A 19,762-nucleotide genomic window follows, 5' to 3' on the forward strand; every position below is an offset into this window, starting at 1 on the left:
GCGAAGCAGAGGAAGGGCAAGATGAAACATCTGGGTTTAACCGTGATGGTGGTTGGGAGCGGCGGTCGCGAACATGCACTTGCCTGGAAACTCGCGCAGTCGCCGCGGGTGCAGCGCGTGTTCGTCGCGCCAGGCAACCCCGGGACCGCCGCGACGGAAAAATGTCGCAACCTCCCCGCGAATGACATTCCCTCCTGGATCGACGCGGCAAAGCGCCATCACGTCGATCTCACCGTGGTGGGCCCCGAAGCGCCACTTGCGGCGGGAATCGTCGATGCGTTCCAAGCCGAAGGGCTCACGATTTTCGGACCGACGCAAGCGGCTGCCCAGCTGGAAGCCAGCAAAGAGTTCGCCAAAGCCTTCATGGCTCGGCACGGTATCCCCACGGCGCCCTACGCCACCTTCTCTGACCCCGACAAAGCGCACGCCTACGTCGACGCCCAAGGCGCGCCGATCGTCATCAAAGCCGATGGGCTCGCGGCCGGGAAAGGCGTCGTCGTTGCGCAAACGCTCGACGAGGCACATGCGGCAATCGACAAAATGTTGGTGAGCCGGGAAATGGGGGAAGCGGGCGCGCGTGTGGTCATCGAAGCGTTCCTGGAAGGCGAGGAAGCGAGCTTCATCGTGATTGCCGACGGCAAAGAGGCGTTGACGCTGGCGACCAGCCAAGACCACAAACGCCTTTTGGACGGTGACCAGGGGCCCAACACGGGCGGAATGGGGGCCTACAGCCCTGCTCCGGTCGTCACCCCCGACGTGCATGCGCGCGTGATGCGGGAAATCATCCGTCCCACACTCGCTGCGATGGCTGAAGAGGGTACGCCCTACGTCGGATTCCTCTATGCCGGGCTGATGATCGCGCCCAATGGCGCGCCTTTTGTGGTCGAATTCAACTGCCGCATGGGTGACCCGGAAACCCAACCGATCATGGCGCGGCTCAAATCGGATCTTGTCGACCTCATCGAAGCCGCGCTCGAAGGGCGAATCGGTGACGCCACTGCCGAATGGGATCGGCGTGTCGCGCTTGCGGTGGTGCTCGCTGCCCAAGGCTATCCCAACGCGCCGAAGAAAGGGGACCCGATCATGGGCCTACCTAAAGAACCGACACCGCTTGCCATCAATGACGATTCGGTGTTGATTTTCCACGCCGGCACGGCGCAACGCGACGACGGCACCCTCGTCACCGCAGGGGGGCGAGTCCTTGCGGTCACTGCATTGGGCGACTCGGTTGCCGCGGCACAACAGCGTGCCTATGCCGTCGCCGAACAGATTCGATTCCCGGGCAAACAGATGCGTCGCGACATCGGCCACCGCGCCATTGCCAAACCGGGACGGTCGTGATGGCGTTGCCAATCGCCGAACTGCGTGACCGTTTTCTTGCGCTCCAGCGCGAAATCGTCTCGTCGCTCGAAGCGTTCGACGGTGAGCCGTTTCACACCGATGCGTGGTCTCGTCCCGCTGGTGACCGTCTGCAAGGCGACGGGCTTACCCGTCTCATCGAAAATGGCCGCTTCTTCGAACGGGGCGGCTGCAACTTTTCCCATGTCCGGGGGGCGAGCCTTCCCCCTTCCGCCACGGCGCACCGTCAGGAACTTGCTGGCCGCCCGTTCGAAGCGCTGGGCGTATCGCTCGTGCTCCACCCGCGTAACCCATACTGCCCGACGGTGCACCTCAACGTTCGCTTTTTCGTCGCGCACAGCAATGACACACAGCCTGACGTCTGGTGGTTCGGCGGCGGGATGGATCTCACCCCGTACTATCCGTTCGTCGAAGATATCGTCCATTTCCACCGTACGTGCCGCGACGCGGTCCATGCCGGTGGCGGAGACGATACGTGCTACCGGGAATGGAAAACGTGGTGTGACCGTTACTTCTTCCTCAAACACCGCAACGAACCACGGGGCGTCGGCGGCCTCTTCTTCGACGATCTTGGCGCCGACGGCAACACCCCGTTTGACGCTGCACAACGGCTCACCTTTGCGGTCGGCGACCATTTCCTGCCCGCTTACCTGCCGATCGTCGCGCGGCGCCGCCACCACCCCTACGGCGAACGGGAGCGGCAGTTCCAATGTTACCGGCGCGGGCGCTACGTCGAGTTCAACTTGGTCTGGGATCGGGGAACCATCTTCGGCCTGCAAACAGGGGGTCGAACCGAATCGATCTTGATGTCCCTGCCCCCAGTGGTCCATTGGCGCTACGATTGGCATCCCGAGGCCGGCTCACCCGAAGCACGACTCTATGAATTGCTCACGCCCCGGGACTGGGCGTTCGAAGGGAGCCACGGCAATGAACAATCCACCTCTGAGTGAGCAGACCGCACAGCAGCTGATTGCGCGTATCGCAATCCCGCCTCGCCCTCAAATCCTGACGGAGATTTTTTCTGCACTCCAATCCGATGCGCCCGATTTGCGCGCACTTTCTCGGCTCGTTGCCAGCGATGTCGCGCTCTCGGCCGCCGTGTTGAAAACGGTCAATTCCCCTTTTTACGGCTTACGGCGCAAAGTGGAATCGATCGACCAAGCAGTGGGGGTGCTTGGGCTTGACAACATTGCTACCCTGGTAACGGGTTTCATGGTGCGCAACACCCTGGCCACCCCAAAACTCGAGCGTTTCTGGGACAGTTCGGCACGGATCGCGCTCCTTTCCGCAGCCATTGCCAAACAACTGAAAAATCTGTCCCCTAATCTCGCTTACCTGTTCGGGCTCTTTCGCGATTGTGGGATTCCTCTGATGGCGGCCCGCTTTCCGGATTATCTCGAAACACTCCGCGCCGCCAATGCCGAATTTCAGCGCCCCTTCACCGCAGTCGAAGAAGAACGCCATCAAACCAGCCATGCGATTGTTGGGAGTCTGCTTGCCAAGAATTGGGGACTTCCAGAGCCGATTTGTGAAGCGATTGCGCACCACCATGAACTGGACTGTTTTGCTTCAGAAAGCCTCTCAACCACGGCGCTCAACCTGATCGCGACAGCACTTATCGCTGAACAAATCGATTACCGGGCCATGCGTTTGACCGAAAACTACGAATGGGAAAAACTCGGAAATGCCGCTCTGGAATTTCTCTTACTCTCCGAAGAAGAATACAATGCGCTCTGTGACGACTTGATCGCATTGCTCGACCCCTCGAACGCCGACACCTGACCGCTCGCGCCGCGAGGCCGACCGCACGCGCAGATTTTAGGCGCGCCTTACTTTTTTTCGTCTTCCAACTCCGGCCAGATCTTCAGCTTCGCCAACCCCGACCGCCCCAATTCGCGCATCAAGGCTACGTTGCGTTGCCAGATCGCGTCGGGGTTGGGATGATCAGCAACCGCTTGCGCAATACTGGCTTCGCGCAGGAGGTGCAGCGTCGGGTACGGTGCCCGATTGGTGTAGTGACTCCAATCCCCTTCCGGCTCCTCGGCAAATTGAAATTGGGGATGGAACGACGCGATCTGGATCACCCCAACCAAATCGTGGTCCTCCAAACAGGCTTCGGCCAGATCCAAGAAATCGTTGAACGTCGCGAAATCAGGGAAAAGGGTGGGGTGGACGAGAAGCGTCGTGTCCAGGACCTTCGGGTCAGTCGTTACGAGCCGCTCCAGCTCTTCGTCCAAATGCTCCAGAAAATGATCGATGTGGCGTGCATCGCTTACTCGGATGCGCACTTGCTGGTTGATCCAAACGGCTTTGGCGTACGGGCATAAGTTCAGCCCGATCACGGCCCTTTCGATCCAAGCACGCATCTGCTCGACCACCGCTGCTTCATCGATCGAATCCGTTGGCTCCATTCTGTCGTCGCTCCTTGTCATCAAATCGTCATCTCGATCCGCTACCCTTTCGACCAAACACCAGCACCGACGATACCGGGAGGAAAGCGATAATGCCATCTCTGAACGCATCAGAAAAGGCGCAAGAACGAAGCGCAACCGACCCGCTTCTCGCCAACATCCCCATTCCTCCGCGCCCGCAGATCCTGTCGGCGATCGACCAGGAATTACAGCGCAAACACCCCAGCATGCGTACTATTGCCGATCTGGTCACGCAAGATCTCGCACTGAGTGCTGCGGTACTGAAAACGGTCAATTCGCCAGCCTATGGTATCGCACGTCCATTGGAATCGATCCGCCAAGCGGTCACGCTCCTAGGTGTGGAAACGCTGGTGACGCTGGTCACCGCAATCGCGTTACGCAATCAGATCCCCAAACCAATGCCGCGGTTCTGGGACAACAGCGTACGCATTGCTTCGTTGAGTGCCGCGATCGCGTCCCATCTGGGTTGCCTCAACCCCAGCGAAGGCTGCCTTCCATGAACGCAATCCGTTACGCACCACATCTCCGCAACGACGACACAAGTGACTGGCGACTGACATTGGACGACATTCTGTGTCGACGCGCCCTCGTTGCCCATTTCCAACCGATTTGGCGGGCCCGTGATCTCACCTGCTACGGTTGGGAAGCGCTGATCCGTGGGCCGCAAGACAGCCCACTGGCCAGACCAGACGCGCTTTTTTCCGCAGCACGCGCGGCGCAGCGTATCGCCGAACTCGATTACGCCTGCCGCGAAGCGGCGATCGCTGCCTATGCGCACCAAATCGCCAATGGTGCGCCGCACAAGCTCTTCCTCAACGTCGATCCGCTCGCGTTCATCCAGGGCGCCCAAAAAGGGTGGACCCGCCATCTTCTCACTCTGCACGGCATGGCACCGAGCCAGGTGGTGATCGAAATTACCGAAGCATCACCACACCTGGACTATGACACGCTGCGGCAGGCAGTAACCCATTACCGCCGCCAAGGGTTCGAGATCGCGATCGACGATCTGGGCGAAGGGTACGCGTCGCTTCGTGTCTGGTCGGAAATCCGTCCCGACTATGTCAAACTCGATCGCCACTTCGTCCTCCAAGCGGTAACGGACGGCGCCGTCCGCCGTTTTCTGGAAGCGGTGGTGATGCTGAGCCAGACCACCGGAAGCCGCATCGTCGCAGAAGGGGTGGAAAAAGCGGCGGAATGGCATTTGGTGCAGCAGTTGGGGTTCGACTTCGTCCAAGGTTTTCTGTTCGCGCCACCGCAAAAAACGCTGGTTGATTCGCTACCCACGGAGAAACGGCGGCAATGGCTCCAAACAGGGAACGCGCAGGTGCTCACGAAAGCGCACACCCGGAACGTGGCTTCGCTCGCACTCGCAATCCCGCCAGCAACGCTCGAAACGAACAACGAAACGATCTATGCCCGTTTCACCGCCGATCCGGATTTGAGCGCAATCCCGGTAGTCGATACGGACGAACGTCCCCTGGGTCTCATTTTCCGCCACCCGTTCCTGGAAGATTTCGCCCGTCCCTACCGCCACGAACTCTTTGGCCGCAAATCGTGTCAGCACTACCTGAGCAAAGCGTTTGCGATCCGCTCCGACGCGACCATCCACGAACTCTCCCAGCAGCTGCAAACGCTCGCGCTCACCGAGCTGGGGCGACCGTTCCTCGTCGTCGGCGAAAGCGGCAAATACCTGGGGCTTGGCGACGGGCAGGCGCTGTTGCGCACCTTGGTGGAGCTGCAACTCGAAGCGGCACGGTACGCCAACCCGCTCACCGGCCTTCCCGGAAACTTGCCGATCAACGACCGCATCCAAAGCCTACTCACACAGCAACTACCGTTTGTCGTCGCCTACGTCGACATCGCCCACTTCAAAGCGTACAACGATCTCTATGGATTCGAGCGCGGCGACGAACTGATTCGGCTGGTTGCGGAACTCCTGAAGCGCCACGTCACCCATCCGGAAGACTTCATTGGCCACATCGGCGGCGACGACTTCATCGTCCTCTTTCGCGATCCCGCGTGGCAAGAACGGATCACGGCGCTCTTTTCCGCTTACACCGCCGCGCTTCCCAGTTTCTACAGCAGCGACGACTGGCAGCGCGGCGGCATCGTAGCAGAAGATCGCCGTGGCAACGTGGTCTTTCACCCCCTTTCCGCACTAACTGTAGGCGCACTACCGGTTCTGCCCCAGCAATTCGACAGCTACCGGGCGGTGGCCGCTGCGGCTGCGGAAGTGAAAAAGCTGGCGAAAAAGTTAAGTGCCGACCAGGCCAAGAGAGGGATCGTTCCCGCCAACGCGCTCTTTACGGAGCGAAGGCAACCCCCCGCGCCGTCAGCGCCGCTTTGAGCTCCGCGATCGCTTGCGAAACCTGCGCGGCAGGCCCTTTGAACCCCAGTTCGAGCCGCCAGCGACCGCCGCTCTCCTCCTTGAGGGACGGCAAAGAAAAAAGCGTCGCTTCGGGATACTTTTCGGTAAGCTGCTGCATCAGATCCAGGAGGTCGCCTTCACGGACATCCCAGGCAATGAGGCTCTCTTCCACCCAATCTTCGCGAGCGAAATGGTCACGGTAGTAGGTATCGAGCACCCACTCCACCATCGGCCACGCCATCCGCGGGAAACCGGGAACGAAGTGGTGGTGTTCGACGCTGAAACCGGGAATCTGGTTGTACGGGTTGGGAATGATCCGCGCCCCTTCCGGGAAAACCCCCATTTCCAGGCGTTGCGGCGTCGCGTCCGCACCCAGCCGAGCCCGAATGAGCGCCTCGGCCTCCGGGTGCAAGACAAGACGCCGCCCCAGCGCGGCAGCGGCGCACTGCCGCGTATGGTCGTCCGGTGTCGCACCGATCCCGCCGAAGCTGAACACCACATCGCTCGTGGCGAAGCTGCGCCGAAACGCTTCGGTGAGGTGCAACGGATCGTCCCCCAGATAATGGGCCCAAGAGAGGCGTAACCCACGCTTCTTGAGGATGGCGATGAGCGCCTTGAGGTGTTTGTCTTCCCGCCGCCCCGAAAGGATCTCATCCCCGATGATATACGCGCCGATATGGATCATGGCAGCAACTCCCACGTTGGTTTCGTTTCCGTCGCTTCGCGGCTCGACGTCGGCGTCGTTCTTCCATTCCCCCGCTCCCAAGCGAGCAGCTCCAGGGTAGCATGAGCAAACAGGATCCCGATCAGCACCGGCGACAGGAGATTGACGAACGGAATCCACAACAGCAAAGCCCCGACCATACCGACTGCGAAGAGCCACCCTTTGTAGCGCTCGGCTACGCGACGCAGCTCCGTGCGATCGGCGACCTCGCTCAAACAGTCATAGACAAAGGTGCGCTGGTTGAGCCAGGCGGTGAGGACGAAAGGAAAAAGGACAAGCGCACCAGGTACCCACCACAGGAGCAGCGTCGCCACCATACCCAAGAGATAGAGCAGCACCGCGACGAGGGTATTGACGATACTGCCCGCCACCGAGCCCCCATGACGGAATTCGAGCGCGGAGTAATCGCGTTGCGCGATCCGACGAATCAGCCCCGGCAGTGTCCACACCGCCAACAGCACCAGCGCCGTCACGTAGATGAGTGGGATCACCCCCAGCCAAAAGGCAAACTTCACGCCAATCGCCAGCGCCCCCGCCCACCAGGGCACGTCACCCGCTGCCGCGCCATCGGGGGAACCGGCTGCTTCGAGCCAACCGCCCACCATCGCCGTGACCGGTTCCCACGCTAGCGCACCCACGACCAGCCAGATGAGGCTGGCGACGAGCACGGGCCAGATCAACGCGCCGATCGCCTCGCCACGCAACAAAGTTCTGAGCGAACGACGAAGCGCAAGCCACAGCAGGCCACTAAGGCCATCCGGCCACCGCGGCCCAGCGAAGTCGGCCGCGTCGCTTCCCGCATGCGTCATCGCACCTCCTTTAGCGCAAGCGCGGCAACACACCGCCCAGACCGCGCATCATCTTTTTGAGTCCGCCTTTGCCCAAGCTCTTCATCAACCGCTGGGTCTGATCGAACTGTTTGAGCAAGCGGTTCACTTCTTGCACCGTCACCCCGGCACCCGCCGCGATCCGCTGTTTGCGTTTCGCTTTGATGATTTCCGGGCGCGCACGCTCTTCGGGCGTCATGCTGTCGATGATCCCCTGAATCCGTCGGATCATTTTGTCGTCGCTGCCTGCCGGGAGCTGCCCCGCCATCTGCGCGATCTGCGCGGGCATTTTGTCAAGTAGCGAGGTCATCCCGCCCATCTTGCGCAACTGCACGATCTGCTCACGAAAGTCGTTGAGGTCGAACCCTTTCCCTGACTGGATCTTCTTCGCCAGCTGTTTCGCTTTCTCCTCGTCGACCTCTTTGCGCGCCGTTTCCACCAGCCCCAGGATGTCCCCCATCCCCAAGATCCGACTGGCCATGCGCTCGGGGTAGAAGGGCTCCAAGCCGTCGAGTTTTTCACCGACGCCCGCGAATTTGATCGGCGCGCCGGTGACATAACGCACCGAAAGAGCCGCGCCACCACGCGCGTCACCGTCGAGCTTCGTGAGCACCACGCCAGTGAGCGGCAGCGCGTCGTGAAACGCTTTCGCGGTATTGACCGCATCCTGCCCCAACATCGCGTCCACCACGAAAAGCGTTTCGGTGGGTTGCAACGCGTCGTGGAGCGCGCGAATCTCTTGCATCATCGCTTCATCGACGGCGAGCCGCCCTGCGGTGTCGACGATCAGGACGTCGTAGAGCCGCCGTTTTGCCTCCGCCAACGCGTTCTGCGCGATCGCGATGGGTTGCTCACTGGCCTTCGAAGGGAACCAGTCGACCCCCGCTGCTTTCGCAACCGTAGCCAATTGCTCGATCGCCGCCGGGCGGTAAACGTCGGTGGAGACCGTGAGCACTTTTTTGCGTTTCGTCTCTTTGAGCCATTTCCCCAATTTACCCACCGTCGTCGTCTTACCAGCCCCTTGCAACCCCGCCATCAAAATGACAACGGGCGGACGGGCGTTGAGCTGCAGCGGCGCCTCGTTCCCCCCCATCAAGGCTTTCAGTTCGTCAAAGACGACCCCTACGAGCGCCTGCCCTGGGGTGAGGGAACCGATCACCTCTTGCCCGACCGCTTTGGTCCGCACGCGCTCGATGAAGGCTTTGACCACAGGCAACGCGACATCGGCTTCGAGGAGCGCCATGCGCACCTCGCGCAGCGCATCCTGAATGTTCTCTTCGGTCAAGCGCGCCTGGCCGCGGAGCGTCTTCACCACACGACTGAGGCGTTGGGTCAATTGGTCGAGCATCTTCAAATCTCTCCGAATCGGTTACACTTTCGCATTATGACGTCGATTCTACTGCATTTGGCCGCAGCCCTCTGCTACGCCCTCGTCGCGGTTGGCGGGTGGCGCCACTGTCGTGTCTCCGACCCGCAATCCTGCCCACCCCGTTGGCTGCGCCCTGCCTACGTCGCCGCACTCCTCGTTCATGGCGCAGCAGTCTGGGCGATCCTCTTTGGCGGCGTCACAAGCGGGATCCGTTTGGGCGTGGCGCCAGTCCTCTCACTCACCCTCTGGTTGGCAGGCGTCATCCTCGCGTGGGACCTGCGCCGTCCCGAAGGCCACTGGACGACGCTCATCCATGCGCCAGCGGCCGCCGCGGTTGCCATCGTCGCGGCAATCTTGCCGCTCTCGCTCAACCCCGTCGTTGCAGCGGGACGTCCGGCACTCGTCGCCCATCTTTTGGTCGCGGTCGTCAGCTACGCCCTCTTTTCCGTGGTCGCGATTCACGCCTTTCTCATGACCCTTGCCGAACAGGCGCTGCACCACCACCGTTTTTTCCGTTGGTTGGAGCATCTCCCCCCGCTCATGACGATGGAGCGACAGCTCTTCCGCATGATCTGGATGGGATTCGCCGCGCTCACGCTGACCAACCTCACCGGAATCGTTTTTTCCGAAGCCCTCTTCGGCGTTCCTTGGCGCTGGGACCACAAAACGGTCTTTTCCCTTTCGGCGTGGCTCGTCTTCGCCGTGCTGCTTTTTGGGCGCTGGCGCTACGGTTGGCGTGGCCAAACGGCCCTGCGCTGGTTGTGGGGCGGGATCGTGCTCCTGGCGCTCGCCTATCTCGGTTTTCATTTCGTTCGTGATTTTCTCTTGACCCATCGATCGGCATGAGCGCCCCCTCTCAAATCGCTGCGGTCACGCCCTGGCATTTCGTCGCACTCGTCGCGCTCCTAGCGGGCTCTGGTCTCGCGTCGATGAGTGAAACGGTGATGATGGCAGCAAACCGTTTCCGCCTACAGGCGCTTGCTGCGAACGGCAACCGCAGCGCCCGCCTGGCCACGGCGCTCTTGGCCGACACCGACCGCCTCTTGGGGGTCGTTCTGCTCCTCAACAACGTGATCAACGTCGGTGCGGCGACGCTCGCTTCGGTGATCACGCTCGCGCTCTTCGGCGAACACGAAAGCGCATTGGCCGTAGGGAGCTTCGTCCTGACGTTCGTGATCCTCGTCTTTTCCGAAATCACCCCGAAAGTCATCGGTGCGCGCTACGCCGACACTTTGGCCCTCTGGTTCGCGTGGCCGCTCACGGCGCTCTTGAAACTCACCGGCCCGATCGTCGATTTCGTCAATCTCTTCGTCAAGGGGGTTCTGACCCTATTGCGCCTCAACCAACGGCGGGATCACCACACTTACTTGCCCGAAGAACTCCGCGCGCTGCTCAGTCAAACCTCTGTGTGGCGTTTCCAGAACCACCGCGAATTGCTGCTCAATCTCCTTGACATCGAACACCTCACTGTTGCCGACGTGATGAAACCCCGACGGGCGATCGAATCGCTCGACCTCTCCGAAAGCGAAAGTGCGTTGCGCGAGCAGTTGGCAACGGCATACCACACCCGGCTGCCGCTTATCGACAGCCGATCCGACGAAATCTTGGGAATCGTCCATGCCCGCCAGATCTTGAGTGCGCTGTTGCAGGATCAACCCTTTTCGCGCGAACTCCTCAAAAAACGGGCAACACCCGCCTATTTCATCCCGGCAAAGACCCCGGTATTGACGCAACTCAACGAATTCCAGAAACGGCAACAGCGGCTTGCGTTGGTGGTCGACGAGTACGGTGAGCTTTTGGGTTTGGTGACGATCGACGATATCCTCGAAGAGATCGTCGGCCAATTCACCACGTCGCTGACGGGAGCACACGCGATCCATTGGGACGCAAACGGGATGGTCACCCTACCCGGAGAGACGTTGATCCGTGAAATCAACCGCGCGCTCGGTATCCACCTGCCGGAAGATCGAGGCCGGACGTTGAACGGCTTGTTGCTTGCGACGTTACAAGCACTGCCGGACGGAGAGACCGCGGTGCGTTTCGACGACGTGGTGGTCGAAATCGTGCAAACCGACGAGCGAACGGTTCGGGTTGCGCGCCTACGTCGCGTTTCTGAGGAACGTAGCGAATGAACGCCAAACGCCACATCACGGGTCTCATGCGCGCATTGGTGCACGCGGGCTGGGTTGACGAGGGGCAATTGCAAAGCGCGCTCGCACAGCCCGACGAGGGGCCATTCGGTGTCTTGCTCACGCTGATCACGATCGCGGAGCTTTCCGAAAAGCGGTTGGCCCATTTTGCCGGCGAGCAGTTCGGCATCCCGATCCTGGACTTGGATGCCGTCGATCTCGACAAAATCCCCAAAGATCTGCTCGATCGCGAACTCGCGTTCAAACACGGCGTGCTTCCCCTTTCGCGGCGGAAAGGGAAAACCGTCGTCGCGATGGCCGACCCTTCGCAAGTGGAACTGCTCGATGCGTTGCGCTTCCAAAGCGGCCAGACGATCGAACCCGTCGTCGTTCCTGCGAAGACCCTATGGCGAACGCTCAACGAATTTTTCCAATCGGCAGCCGACGCGCTCGCGTCCCTCACCGACGAAGCGCTCGACCTCTCGGCCGAAATCCAGTCGTCAGAGGACACCGCGGCATCCACCCTGAGCGACGAAACGATCGACGATGCGCCGGTTGTCAAATTCATCAACAAAATCCTTTTCGACGCGATCAACGAAGGGGCATCCGACATCCATTTCGAGCCCTACGAGAAACACTACCGCATCCGCTTTCGCGCCGACGGTGTCCTGCGTGAAGTCGCGCGCCCACCGCTCACGTTCAAAGACAAGATCACGGCACGGATCAAGATCATGGCGCGGCTGGACATCTCGGAGCGCCGTGTCCCGCAGGATGGCCGCATCAAATTGGTGCTCAACCGCCAGAAAGCGATCGATTTTCGCGTTTCGACCCTGCCCACCCTCTGGGGTGAAAAGATCGTGATGCGGCTTCTCGATCCTTCGTCAGCGATGCTCGGCATCGACGCGTTGGGGTACGAACCCGATCAGAAAGCAGCGCTCCTCGAAGCAATTCACCGTCCGTACGGCATGGTTTTGGTCACCGGGCCAACGGGGTCGGGGAAAACCGTCTCGCTCTACACGTGTCTCAACATCCTCAACCAACCCGACGTCAATATCTCGACCGCCGAAGACCCGGTCGAAATCAATTTGCCAGGGATCAACCAGGTCAATATCAACGAAAAAACCGGCTTGACCTTTGCGTCGGCGTTGCGTGCCTTTTTGCGCCAAGACCCGGACATCATCATGGTGGGTGAGATCCGCGACCTCGAAACCGCCGATATCGCGGTCAAAGCGGCGCAGACGGGCCACCTGGTTTTGTCGACGCTGCACACCAACGACGCCCCCTCGACGCTCGACCGTCTTCGGTTGATGGGATTGCCGCCCTTCAACATCGCCTCCTCGGTAATCCTCATCACTGCGCAGCGCCTCGCCAGACGCCTGTGTGCGTGCAAAGTGCCGCAGGAGATCCCGAAACCGGCGCTCCTTGCCGCGGGTTTCACCGAAGCCGATCTCGACGGCAGCTGGACGCTTTTCGGCCCCAACCCCAAAGGGTGCGAACGGTGTCACGGGTCGGGGTACAAGGGGCGGGTCGGTATCTACGAGGTGATGCCCATTTCCGATGCGATGCGCGAATTGATCATGACCAACGCGAACGCGCTGGAGTTGGAGCGGCAAGCGCGTCGGGAAGGGATTCGCAATCTGCGTCAATCGGGGCTCCTGAAAGTCAAGCAGGGGGTGACGTCGCTTGCGGAAGTGCTCGCAGTGACCAACGACTAAAAAGGAGGAGAAGGTGGCACGAGCAACAGCCCAAGAAGAGAAATTGTTCGTCTGGGAAGGAACCGACGCCGCAGGGAAAAAAACACGCGGCGAAATCCGTGCCGTGAGCGAACTGGCCGCGAAATCGGCGTTGCGCCAAAAAGGGGTTCGCGTCCGCAAACTCCAGGCGGTGAAGATGCGGCGTGGACGCGTCCAAGAAAAAGACATTGCCCTCTTTACCCGGCAATTGGCCACGATGATGAAAGCGGGGGTGCCGCTTTTGCAAGCGTTCGACATTGCGATTCGCGGCACATCGAACCCGGCGCTCGCGCGGTTGTTGAACGAGATTCGCAGCGACATCGCGCAAGGCAATTCGCTTGCGCAAGCGTTTGCCAAACACCCGCTCTACTTCGACCGGCTTTTCGTCGCGCTCGTCGCCGCGGGCGAACACGCCGGGATCCTCGACGATCTGCTCGACCGCATCGCAACCTACCAAGAAAAGATCATCGCAATCAAAGGCAAGATCAAATCGGCACTCTTTTATCCCGCCGCGGTGGTCGTGGTTGCGTTCATCGTCATCTCGATTTTGATGATTTTCGTGATCCCGCAATTCAAAGAGATCTTTTCGAGCTTCGGCGCCGATCTTCCGGCGCCCACGCTCCTCGTCATCTCGATCTCCGAATTCTTCGTCGCGTGGTGGTGGGCCATTTTCGGTACGCTGATCGCCGCGGTGGTGGCGTTCGTGCTCACGCACCGGAAATCGCAAACGTTTCGCGACCGTGTCGATCGTCTGCTGCTGAAACTGCCTGTCGTCGGGGTCATTCTCCAAAAAGCAGCGATCGCGCGCTGGGCGCGTACCCTTGCGACGATGTTCGCCGCGGGTGTGCCGCTCAACGAAGCACTGGTTTCGGTTGCCGATGCGGCGGGAAATGCCGTTTACCGCGACGCCACTGAGCAGATTCGCACCCAGGTGACCCAAGGGGTCGCACTCACCGTTGCGATGATCGACGCTGGCGTCTTTCCGGCGATGGTGCCGCAGATGGTTTCGATTGGCGAAGAGTCGGGGCAACTCGACGACATGCTCAACAAAATCGCCGAATACTACGAAAGGGAGGTGGACGACGCCGTCGCGTCGCTCTCCCAGCTCTTGGAACCGGTGATCATGGTCTTCCTCGGCGTGGTCGTCGGCGGTATCGTCGTCTCCATGTACCTGCCGATCTTCAAACTTGGACAAGTGGTCGGCTAAACGCGCAGGAATTGCGATGACGCCAACACCGACATTGCCTCTGCTCTTCTGGGTCGGAGCTGCCGCACTCCTCGGCGCGGTGGTGGGCAGTTTTCTCAACGTCGTGATCTACCGCTTGCCCAAGATGCTGGAACGGCGGTGGTATCGCGAAGCCACTGCCTATTTGGCCGAATGCGCAGGCACGGCAAAGACCCTTCCGGCCCCCTCTGCTGATGCGCGCGTCGAAACCGAGCGCTTCAACCTTGCGTTTCCCGCGTCGCACTGTCCGCAGTGCCACCACCGGTTGGCATGGTGGGAGAACTTGCCGATCCTGTCGTGGTTGCTGCTCCGTGGTCACTGCCGCCATTGCCAACAGCCGATCCCTGCCCGCTACCTCGTCGTCGAAGGGGTCACGGCACTCGTCACCGCGGGCATCGTCTGGCATTTTGGTCTCACGGTCGTGTCACTCTGTGCTGCCGGGTTCGCTTGGTCGTTGATCGCGTTGGCGTTCATCGACTGGGAAACCCAGTTGTTGCCGGACGACATCACCCTACCACTCCTGTGGGCGGGCCTGCTCGTCAACCTCGAAAACCTGTTTGCCCCATTACCCCAAGCCGTTCTCGGCGCTGCGAGTGGCTACCTGCTTCTTTGGAGCATCTTCTGGCTCTTCAAATGGCTCACAGGCAAAGAAGGGATGGGATACGGTGACTTCAAACTGCTCGCCGCGCTCGGGGCGTGGCTTGGCGCCGCACAATTACCGCAAATTTTGCTCGTGAGCGCTTCGCTCGGTGCTGTGATCGGCGTGGTGGCGCGCGTACGTGGCCACTTGGCCGCTGGCGCGCCGATCCCGTTTGGCCCATTCCTGGCGTTTGCTGGCCTCATCACCCTCTTTTGGCCCGATCTCGTGACGCGCCTCACCTTTTAGCAAACCGCGCGCCCGTTTATAATTTCGCGTTTGTGCCGTGTGTTTGGGAGAACCGCGATGCCGATCTACGAATATCGTTGCGAATCGTGTGGTCATGAACAAGAACACCTGCAAAAGGTGAATGACGCTCCGATCACGACGTGCCCCACCTGTGGCAGCGGCACCTACGTGAAGCTCCTGTCGGCTGCAGGATTCGCGTTCAAAGGAGACGGCTGGTACGTCACCGACTACAAAGGCAACAGCAACACGAAAAAGAGCACGAACGCAACCGCGGACAACAGCGGATGCGGTGCGGGCGCCTGTGAAGCCTGCGCAGCAACCACCGAATGACATCACAACGATAGGAATTGCGATGCGAAGCCACTACTGCGGAACCGTCACCGCGCAACACCTCGACCAGACCGTCACCCTCTGCGGATGGGCACGCCGTCGCCGCGACCACGGGGGCGTCATCTTCATCGACCTCGCCGACCGTTCCGGGATCGTCCAGGTCGTCGTCGACCCCGACCGCCCCGAAGCGTTCCGTTTGGCCGAAGCGGTGCGCAACGAATATGTCCTGCGCGTCACCGGTACCGTTCGGCGGCGTCCCGCAGGAACGGAAAACCCCAACATTCCCACCGGGGAAATCGAAGTCTTCGTCGAAACGCTCGAAATCCTCAATACGAGCGCCCCGCTTCCCTTTCCCATCGACGACGAACACCTCTCTGAGACCGTGCGCCTGACCCACCGCGTGCTCGACCTGCGTCGCCCCACCATGCAAAAGAATCTGCTTTTGCGCTACCAGGTCACGCGCGCCTTTCGCCGCTTTCTCGACGCGCACGGATTCGTCGATATCGAAACCCCGATGCTTACCAAGAGCACGCCAGAAGGGGCGCGGGACTATCTCGTGCCGTCCCGGGTCCATCCCGGTCATTTCTTCGCGCTACCGCAATCCCCACAGCTCTTCAAGCAGCTCTTGATGGTGGCTGGTTTCGATCGCTACTACCAAATCACCAAATGTTTCCGTGACGAAGATCTGCGCGCCGACCGACAACCGGAATTCACCCAAGTCGATATCGAGACTTCGTTCCTGACCCAAGAAGAGATCATCGCCCTCATGGAGGAGATGATTCGCTCGGTCTTTGCCGAAGTGCTCGACGTGACGCTACCGAACCCGTTTCCCCGCCTCACCTATGACGAAGCGATGCTGCGCTACGGCTCGGACAAGCCGGACCTGCGTGTCACGCTGGAACTCACCGATGTGACCGATGCAGTGCGCGACGTCGCGTTCAAGGTCTTTTCTGGTCCCGCCAACAGTGGTGGCAAAGTGATGGCGCTGCGCGTACCGGGCGGCGCCGCGCTCACCCGAGGCGAAATCGACGACTACACCCGTTTCGTTGCGATCTACGGGGCCAAAGGGCTCGCGTACATCAAAGTCAACGACGCCGCCCAACCGAACGAAAAGGGGCTGCAGTCGCCGATCGTCAAGAACCTGCACGAACGGGCGTTGCGAACGATCCTCGAGCGTACCAGTGCGCAAACGGGGGATTTGCTCTTCTTCGGCGCAGACAAGCCAAAAATCGTCTTCGATTCGTTGGGCGCGTTGCGCGTCAAACTCGGCCACGAAAAAGGATTCCTCACGGGGGCCGAGTGGGCGCCGGTTTGGGTGGTCGACTTCCCAATGTTCGAATACGACGAAGACGAAAAGCGCTGGGTGGCGTGCCACCACCCCTTCACCAGTCCGCGCGAAGCCGACCTCCCCTATCTGGAGAGCGACCCGGCGCGCGTACGCGCGCAAGCGTACGACCTCGCGTTGAACGGCTGGGAGATCGGCGGCGGGTCGATTCGTATCTACCGCGAAGCGGTGCAGCGCAAGGTTTTCGCGGCGTTGGGGATTTCCGAAGCAGAGGCGCAAGAGAAATTCGGCTTCCTCTTGGATGCGCTGAAATACGGTGCACCACCGCACGGCGGGTTGGCATTCGGGTTGGATCGGATCGTCACGTTGATGACTGGCGCGGAATCGATCCGTGACGTCATCGCGTTCCCGAAGACCCAGCGGGCGCAGTGTCTGCTCACCCACGCGCCGTCACCGGTTTCTGAGGCGCAACTCAAAGAGCTCCATTTGCGTCTGCGCCTTCCCGAAAAGGCCACGAACGCCTCGTGATGCACGGCGGCGACGATGCGCGCGCTGCTTATCGAACCCCACGGGACGACGCGCGCACTCCTGCAGTCGGTGCTCAGCGAAAGCGGTTGTACGGCAGTCGAAGTCACAGCCACCTTCGCTGCCGCACAATCCGCGCTGGCGAATCAGAAGCCGGATCTCATCGTCTCGACATGGAGTGGCCCAGACGGTAACGCCCTCGACCTACTGGAAACGGTTCGCAGCTTTCCCGACGCGCGTGCCGGAACCCCTTTCGTGGTGCTCACCCAAGAGCAGCAAATGCAAGTGATCCTCAGCACTGCCGATCTCGGACCCGACGCAGTGCTGTTGCAACCGGTCAGCAGCTGGCAGCTGCAAAAGCGCGTCCATTCGGTCACCGCCCGTTACCAAGCACTCCTTCCCCTCTGGCGGCTTTGGGGTGACCCGGAGATCGAAACCGCGCAAAATGCATTACAAACCATTCTGAAAGCCGCACCGCAATTCCGTAACGCTGCGCTGCGCCTCTACGGGCACCTGCTCGAACGCGCCGGCCACTGGGAAGCGGCGCTGGCGCACTACGACGCAATCCTTGCGGAACACGCCAAACCCTGGGCGTCGTTGGGGAAAGCGCGCACATTGCTTGCGCTCGACCGACTCGACGAAGCCCAAGCGGTCGTCACTGCCCTTACCGACGCCCACCCCCGTTTTCTCGACGCGTGGGAAGTGCAGGCCCTTATTGCGGAACGGCTGGGCGATCGTGAAGCCGCGGCGGCGGCTTTTCAGCAAATCGTCACGCAAGCCCCGATCAACCGCGTGCGTCTGCAGCACGCCTTGCCGATCCTTCTTGCCGCGGGCGATCACGAAACCGCGTGGCGCGCTCTGCAACGCTTGCAAACCCACCGCATCCCACGCAACGCCGAAGACAAAATGCTCATCGTCGAAGCGATGGCGGAAACCGGCCGATGGGACGAAGCCAAAGCGCTCGTTGCCGAACTGGGAAAATGGACCAAGAGCCCGTTGGAATTGGCGATTTTCCATTTTGCCCAATTTCGCCTGGCGCACCGTCAAGGTTTGGCAGAAGAAGCCACCGACGCGTTACGGCTCGCGTTACATTGCGCATGTGACTCGGCAATTCCCGATCCACTTCCTGAATGGTTCTCCCGTCTGCTCCTTGCCGGACTCTCCGACGAAACGCTACGCAGTGATGCGTTGCGCTTACTGAAGCGGTTGCGCGAGTTGCTGCGCGACCACACGACGCGCCAACACCTCGCGGCGCAGTTGCGCAACGCAGGCTATGGGCAGTTGTGGGACGACGTCGAACGGCAACTTGCCGAATCGGCGAAAAAACTCGTGCTGCAAGGCGTCTCTTACGCCCAAACGAACGACTGGCCAGCCGCGATCCAAGCAATGGCCAAAGCCGTGGAAACGCTGCCGGGAAGCCCTGCGGTTCACTTCAACCTGGCGCTTGCGTTCCTTCGCGCCCGTGCGCACGGCGTGATCCCCGCAGAAGTCGCGCAAGAACAGGCGAAGCGCGCCGCGCGCACACTGCGCCGTCTCGACCCCAACTATCCGGGTTTACAGAAGTTGGAAACGCTGCTTGCCCCCCAGCAAGAAAACCCTTGATACAATCTTTCCATCCATTCTTTTCTTGTTCGTGAGACCAGGACCCACGCCAATGAACGACAACACGATCGACCCCCGTCTCAAAGCCAGCATCCTTTCGGAAGCACTTCCCTATATCCAGCGCTTTTTCGACAAAACCATCGTCATCAAATACGGGGGGAACGCAATGACAGACCCCCACCTCAAAGCCTGTTTCGCGCAAGACGTAGTGCTCCTGAAACTGGTGGGGATGAACCCGGTCGTCGTGCACGGCGGGGGGCCGCAAATCGAAAACCTGCTGCAACGCGTCGGGAAAAAGGGCGAATTCATCCAAGGCATGCGGGTCACCGACGCCGAAACGATGGATGTCGTCGAAATGGTCCTTGGAGGCCAGGTCAACAAAGAGATCGTCCATCTCATCAACCAGCATGGGGGTAAAGCAGTTGGCCTCACCGGCAAGGATGGGGGTGGCTTCATCCGCGCGCGGAAACTCTACATGAGGATGCCCGGTAAAGACGAAGACCTGATCGACCTCGGTCAGGTGGGCGAAATCACCCGCATCGACCCCAGCATCATCTCCTTTCTCGATTCCGGCGATTTCATCCCCGTGATCGCGCCAATCGGCGTCGGTGAAGACGGCCAAACCTACAACATCAACGCCGACGTCGTCGCCGGGAAAGTCGCCGAAGTCCTCCGCGCCGAAAAACTGGTGCTCCTCACCAATACCCCTGGGGTGCTCGACAAAGCGGGCAATCTGCTGACCGGACTCACCCCCAGCCTGATCGACCAACTGGTCGCCGACGGAACCCTCTCAGGCGGCATGTTGCCCAAGATCGCATCCGCACTTGAAGCGGCGAAAAACGGCGTGCGCTCCGTGCATATCATCGACGGCCGGGTCGAACACGCCCTTCTGCTCGAGATTCTCACCGACCATGGCGTCGGCACGATGATTCGTGCCGAATGAGCAGCAAACAGGATGATCGAGCATG

18 protein-coding genes are annotated in these 19,762 nt (G+C 60.6%); 14 read left to right on the forward strand and 4 right to left on the reverse strand.

Features of this window, described 5'->3' with window-relative positions:
• The first annotated feature begins 21 nt into the window (after nt 1-21).
• Genes purD through ACYQ4Z_RS05270 form a run of 3 tightly spaced genes read left to right on the forward strand, consistent with a single transcriptional unit; the run spans nt 22 to nt 3,141 of the window.
• Nucleotides 22-1,341 carry a phosphoribosylamine--glycine ligase gene (purD, locus tag ACYQ4Z_RS05260; protein WP_219971452.1) on the forward strand — a complete coding sequence of 440 codons (1,320 nt, stop codon included), beginning with the start codon at nt 22-24 and terminating at the stop codon, nt 1,339-1,341.
• Nucleotides 1,341-2,309, forward strand: coding sequence for an oxygen-dependent coproporphyrinogen oxidase (gene hemF, locus ACYQ4Z_RS05265; protein ID WP_119335256.1), 969 nt, complete (start codon nt 1,341-1,343; stop codon nt 2,307-2,309). Before purD ends, hemF begins: the two co-directional genes overlap by 1 nt.
• Nucleotides 2,287-3,141 carry an HDOD domain-containing protein gene (locus tag ACYQ4Z_RS05270; RefSeq protein ID WP_170141291.1) on the forward strand — a complete coding sequence of 285 codons (855 nt, stop codon included), beginning with the start codon at nt 2,287-2,289 and terminating at the stop codon, nt 3,139-3,141. Before hemF ends, ACYQ4Z_RS05270 begins: the two co-directional genes overlap by 23 nt.
• Nucleotides 3,142-3,188: 47 nt before the next feature.
• On the opposite strand, the gene ACYQ4Z_RS05275 is transcribed toward ACYQ4Z_RS05270, so the two are convergent.
• Nucleotides 3,189-3,770, reverse strand: coding sequence for a DUF1415 domain-containing protein (locus tag ACYQ4Z_RS05275; RefSeq protein WP_219971465.1), 582 nt, complete (start codon nt 3,768-3,770; stop codon nt 3,189-3,191).
• Nucleotides 3,771-3,862: 92 nt separating this feature from the next.
• Between ACYQ4Z_RS05275 and ACYQ4Z_RS05280 the strand changes: the two genes are divergently transcribed.
• Both ACYQ4Z_RS05280 and ACYQ4Z_RS05285 read left to right on the forward strand, forming a co-directional pair.
• Nucleotides 3,863-4,291: an HDOD domain-containing protein gene (locus ACYQ4Z_RS05280; RefSeq protein WP_459860283.1), complete on the forward strand. Its 429-nt coding sequence runs from the start codon at nt 3,863-3,865 to the stop codon at nt 4,289-4,291.
• Entirely contained in the window at nt 4,288-6,138 is a 1,851-nt protein-coding gene (locus ACYQ4Z_RS05285) for a bifunctional diguanylate cyclase/phosphodiesterase (protein WP_459860284.1), read from the forward strand. Before ACYQ4Z_RS05280 ends, ACYQ4Z_RS05285 begins: the two co-directional genes overlap by 4 nt.
• Here the strand turns inward: ACYQ4Z_RS05285 and ACYQ4Z_RS05290 are convergent.
• Genes ACYQ4Z_RS05290 through ffh form a run of 3 tightly spaced genes read right to left on the reverse strand, consistent with a single transcriptional unit; the run spans nt 6,095 to nt 9,058 of the window.
• A complete protein-coding gene (locus tag ACYQ4Z_RS05290; RefSeq protein WP_459860477.1) occupies nt 6,095-6,841 on the reverse strand; it encodes a competence/damage-inducible protein A in 747 nt (248 codons plus the stop codon). The genes ACYQ4Z_RS05285 and ACYQ4Z_RS05290 overlap by 44 nt on opposite strands.
• Nucleotides 6,841-7,692, reverse strand: a complete 852-nt coding sequence (locus tag ACYQ4Z_RS05295; RefSeq protein ID WP_217125471.1) for an EI24 domain-containing protein — start codon at nt 7,690-7,692, stop codon at nt 6,841-6,843. The genes ACYQ4Z_RS05290 and ACYQ4Z_RS05295 overlap by 1 nt, the downstream gene beginning before the upstream one ends.
• 10 nt (nt 7,693-7,702) lie before the next feature.
• Nucleotides 7,703-9,058: a signal recognition particle protein gene (gene ffh, locus ACYQ4Z_RS05300; RefSeq protein WP_459860285.1), complete on the reverse strand. Its 1,356-nt coding sequence runs from the start codon at nt 9,056-9,058 to the stop codon at nt 7,703-7,705.
• A gap of 36 nt (nt 9,059-9,094) precedes the next feature.
• On the opposite strand from ffh, the gene ACYQ4Z_RS05305 reads away from it, so the two are divergent.
• Genes ACYQ4Z_RS05305 through argB form a run of 9 tightly spaced genes read left to right on the forward strand, consistent with a single transcriptional unit; the run spans nt 9,095 to nt 19,737 of the window.
• The gene (locus tag ACYQ4Z_RS05305; RefSeq protein WP_219971493.1) at nt 9,095-9,925 is read left to right on the forward strand and encodes a cytochrome C assembly family protein; all 831 of its coding nucleotides are present in this window, start codon (nt 9,095-9,097) and stop codon (nt 9,923-9,925) included.
• Nucleotides 9,922-11,211: an HlyC/CorC family transporter gene (locus ACYQ4Z_RS05310; protein ID WP_459860286.1), complete on the forward strand. Its 1,290-nt coding sequence runs from the start codon at nt 9,922-9,924 to the stop codon at nt 11,209-11,211. The genes ACYQ4Z_RS05305 and ACYQ4Z_RS05310 overlap by 4 nt, the downstream gene beginning before the upstream one ends.
• Nucleotides 11,208-12,923, forward strand: a complete 1,716-nt coding sequence (gene pilB, locus ACYQ4Z_RS05315; protein WP_219971510.1) for a type IV-A pilus assembly ATPase PilB — start codon at nt 11,208-11,210, stop codon at nt 12,921-12,923. Before ACYQ4Z_RS05310 ends, pilB begins: the two co-directional genes overlap by 4 nt.
• A 13-nt stretch (nt 12,924-12,936) precedes the next feature.
• Nucleotides 12,937-14,148, forward strand: coding sequence for a type II secretion system F family protein (locus ACYQ4Z_RS05320; protein WP_119335266.1), 1,212 nt, complete (start codon nt 12,937-12,939; stop codon nt 14,146-14,148).
• Between the two features lie 16 nt (nt 14,149-14,164).
• On the forward strand, nt 14,165-15,052 hold the full coding sequence (locus ACYQ4Z_RS05325) for a prepilin peptidase (RefSeq protein WP_459860288.1): 888 nt from the start codon (nt 14,165-14,167) through the stop codon (nt 15,050-15,052).
• Nucleotides 15,053-15,109: 57 nt separating this feature from the next.
• Complete coding sequence (locus tag ACYQ4Z_RS05330; RefSeq protein WP_119335268.1) at nt 15,110-15,382, forward strand: FmdB family zinc ribbon protein; 273 nt, start codon at nt 15,110-15,112, stop codon at nt 15,380-15,382.
• A gap of 22 nt (nt 15,383-15,404) precedes the next feature.
• Nucleotides 15,405-17,195, forward strand: a complete 1,791-nt coding sequence (gene aspS / locus ACYQ4Z_RS05335) for an aspartate--tRNA ligase (protein ID WP_233467914.1) — start codon at nt 15,405-15,407, stop codon at nt 17,193-17,195.
• A 15-nt stretch (nt 17,196-17,210) separates the two neighbouring features.
• Entirely contained in the window at nt 17,211-18,794 is a 1,584-nt protein-coding gene (locus ACYQ4Z_RS05340; RefSeq protein WP_459860289.1) for a tetratricopeptide repeat protein, read from the forward strand.
• Between the two features lie 52 nt (nt 18,795-18,846).
• Nucleotides 18,847-19,737: an acetylglutamate kinase gene (gene argB / locus ACYQ4Z_RS05345; protein WP_119335271.1), complete on the forward strand. Its 891-nt coding sequence runs from the start codon at nt 18,847-18,849 to the stop codon at nt 19,735-19,737.
• The last annotated feature ends 25 nt before the right edge of the window (nt 19,738-19,762 follow it).

The sequence above is a fragment of the Hydrogenophilus hirschii genome (assembly GCF_054656675.1).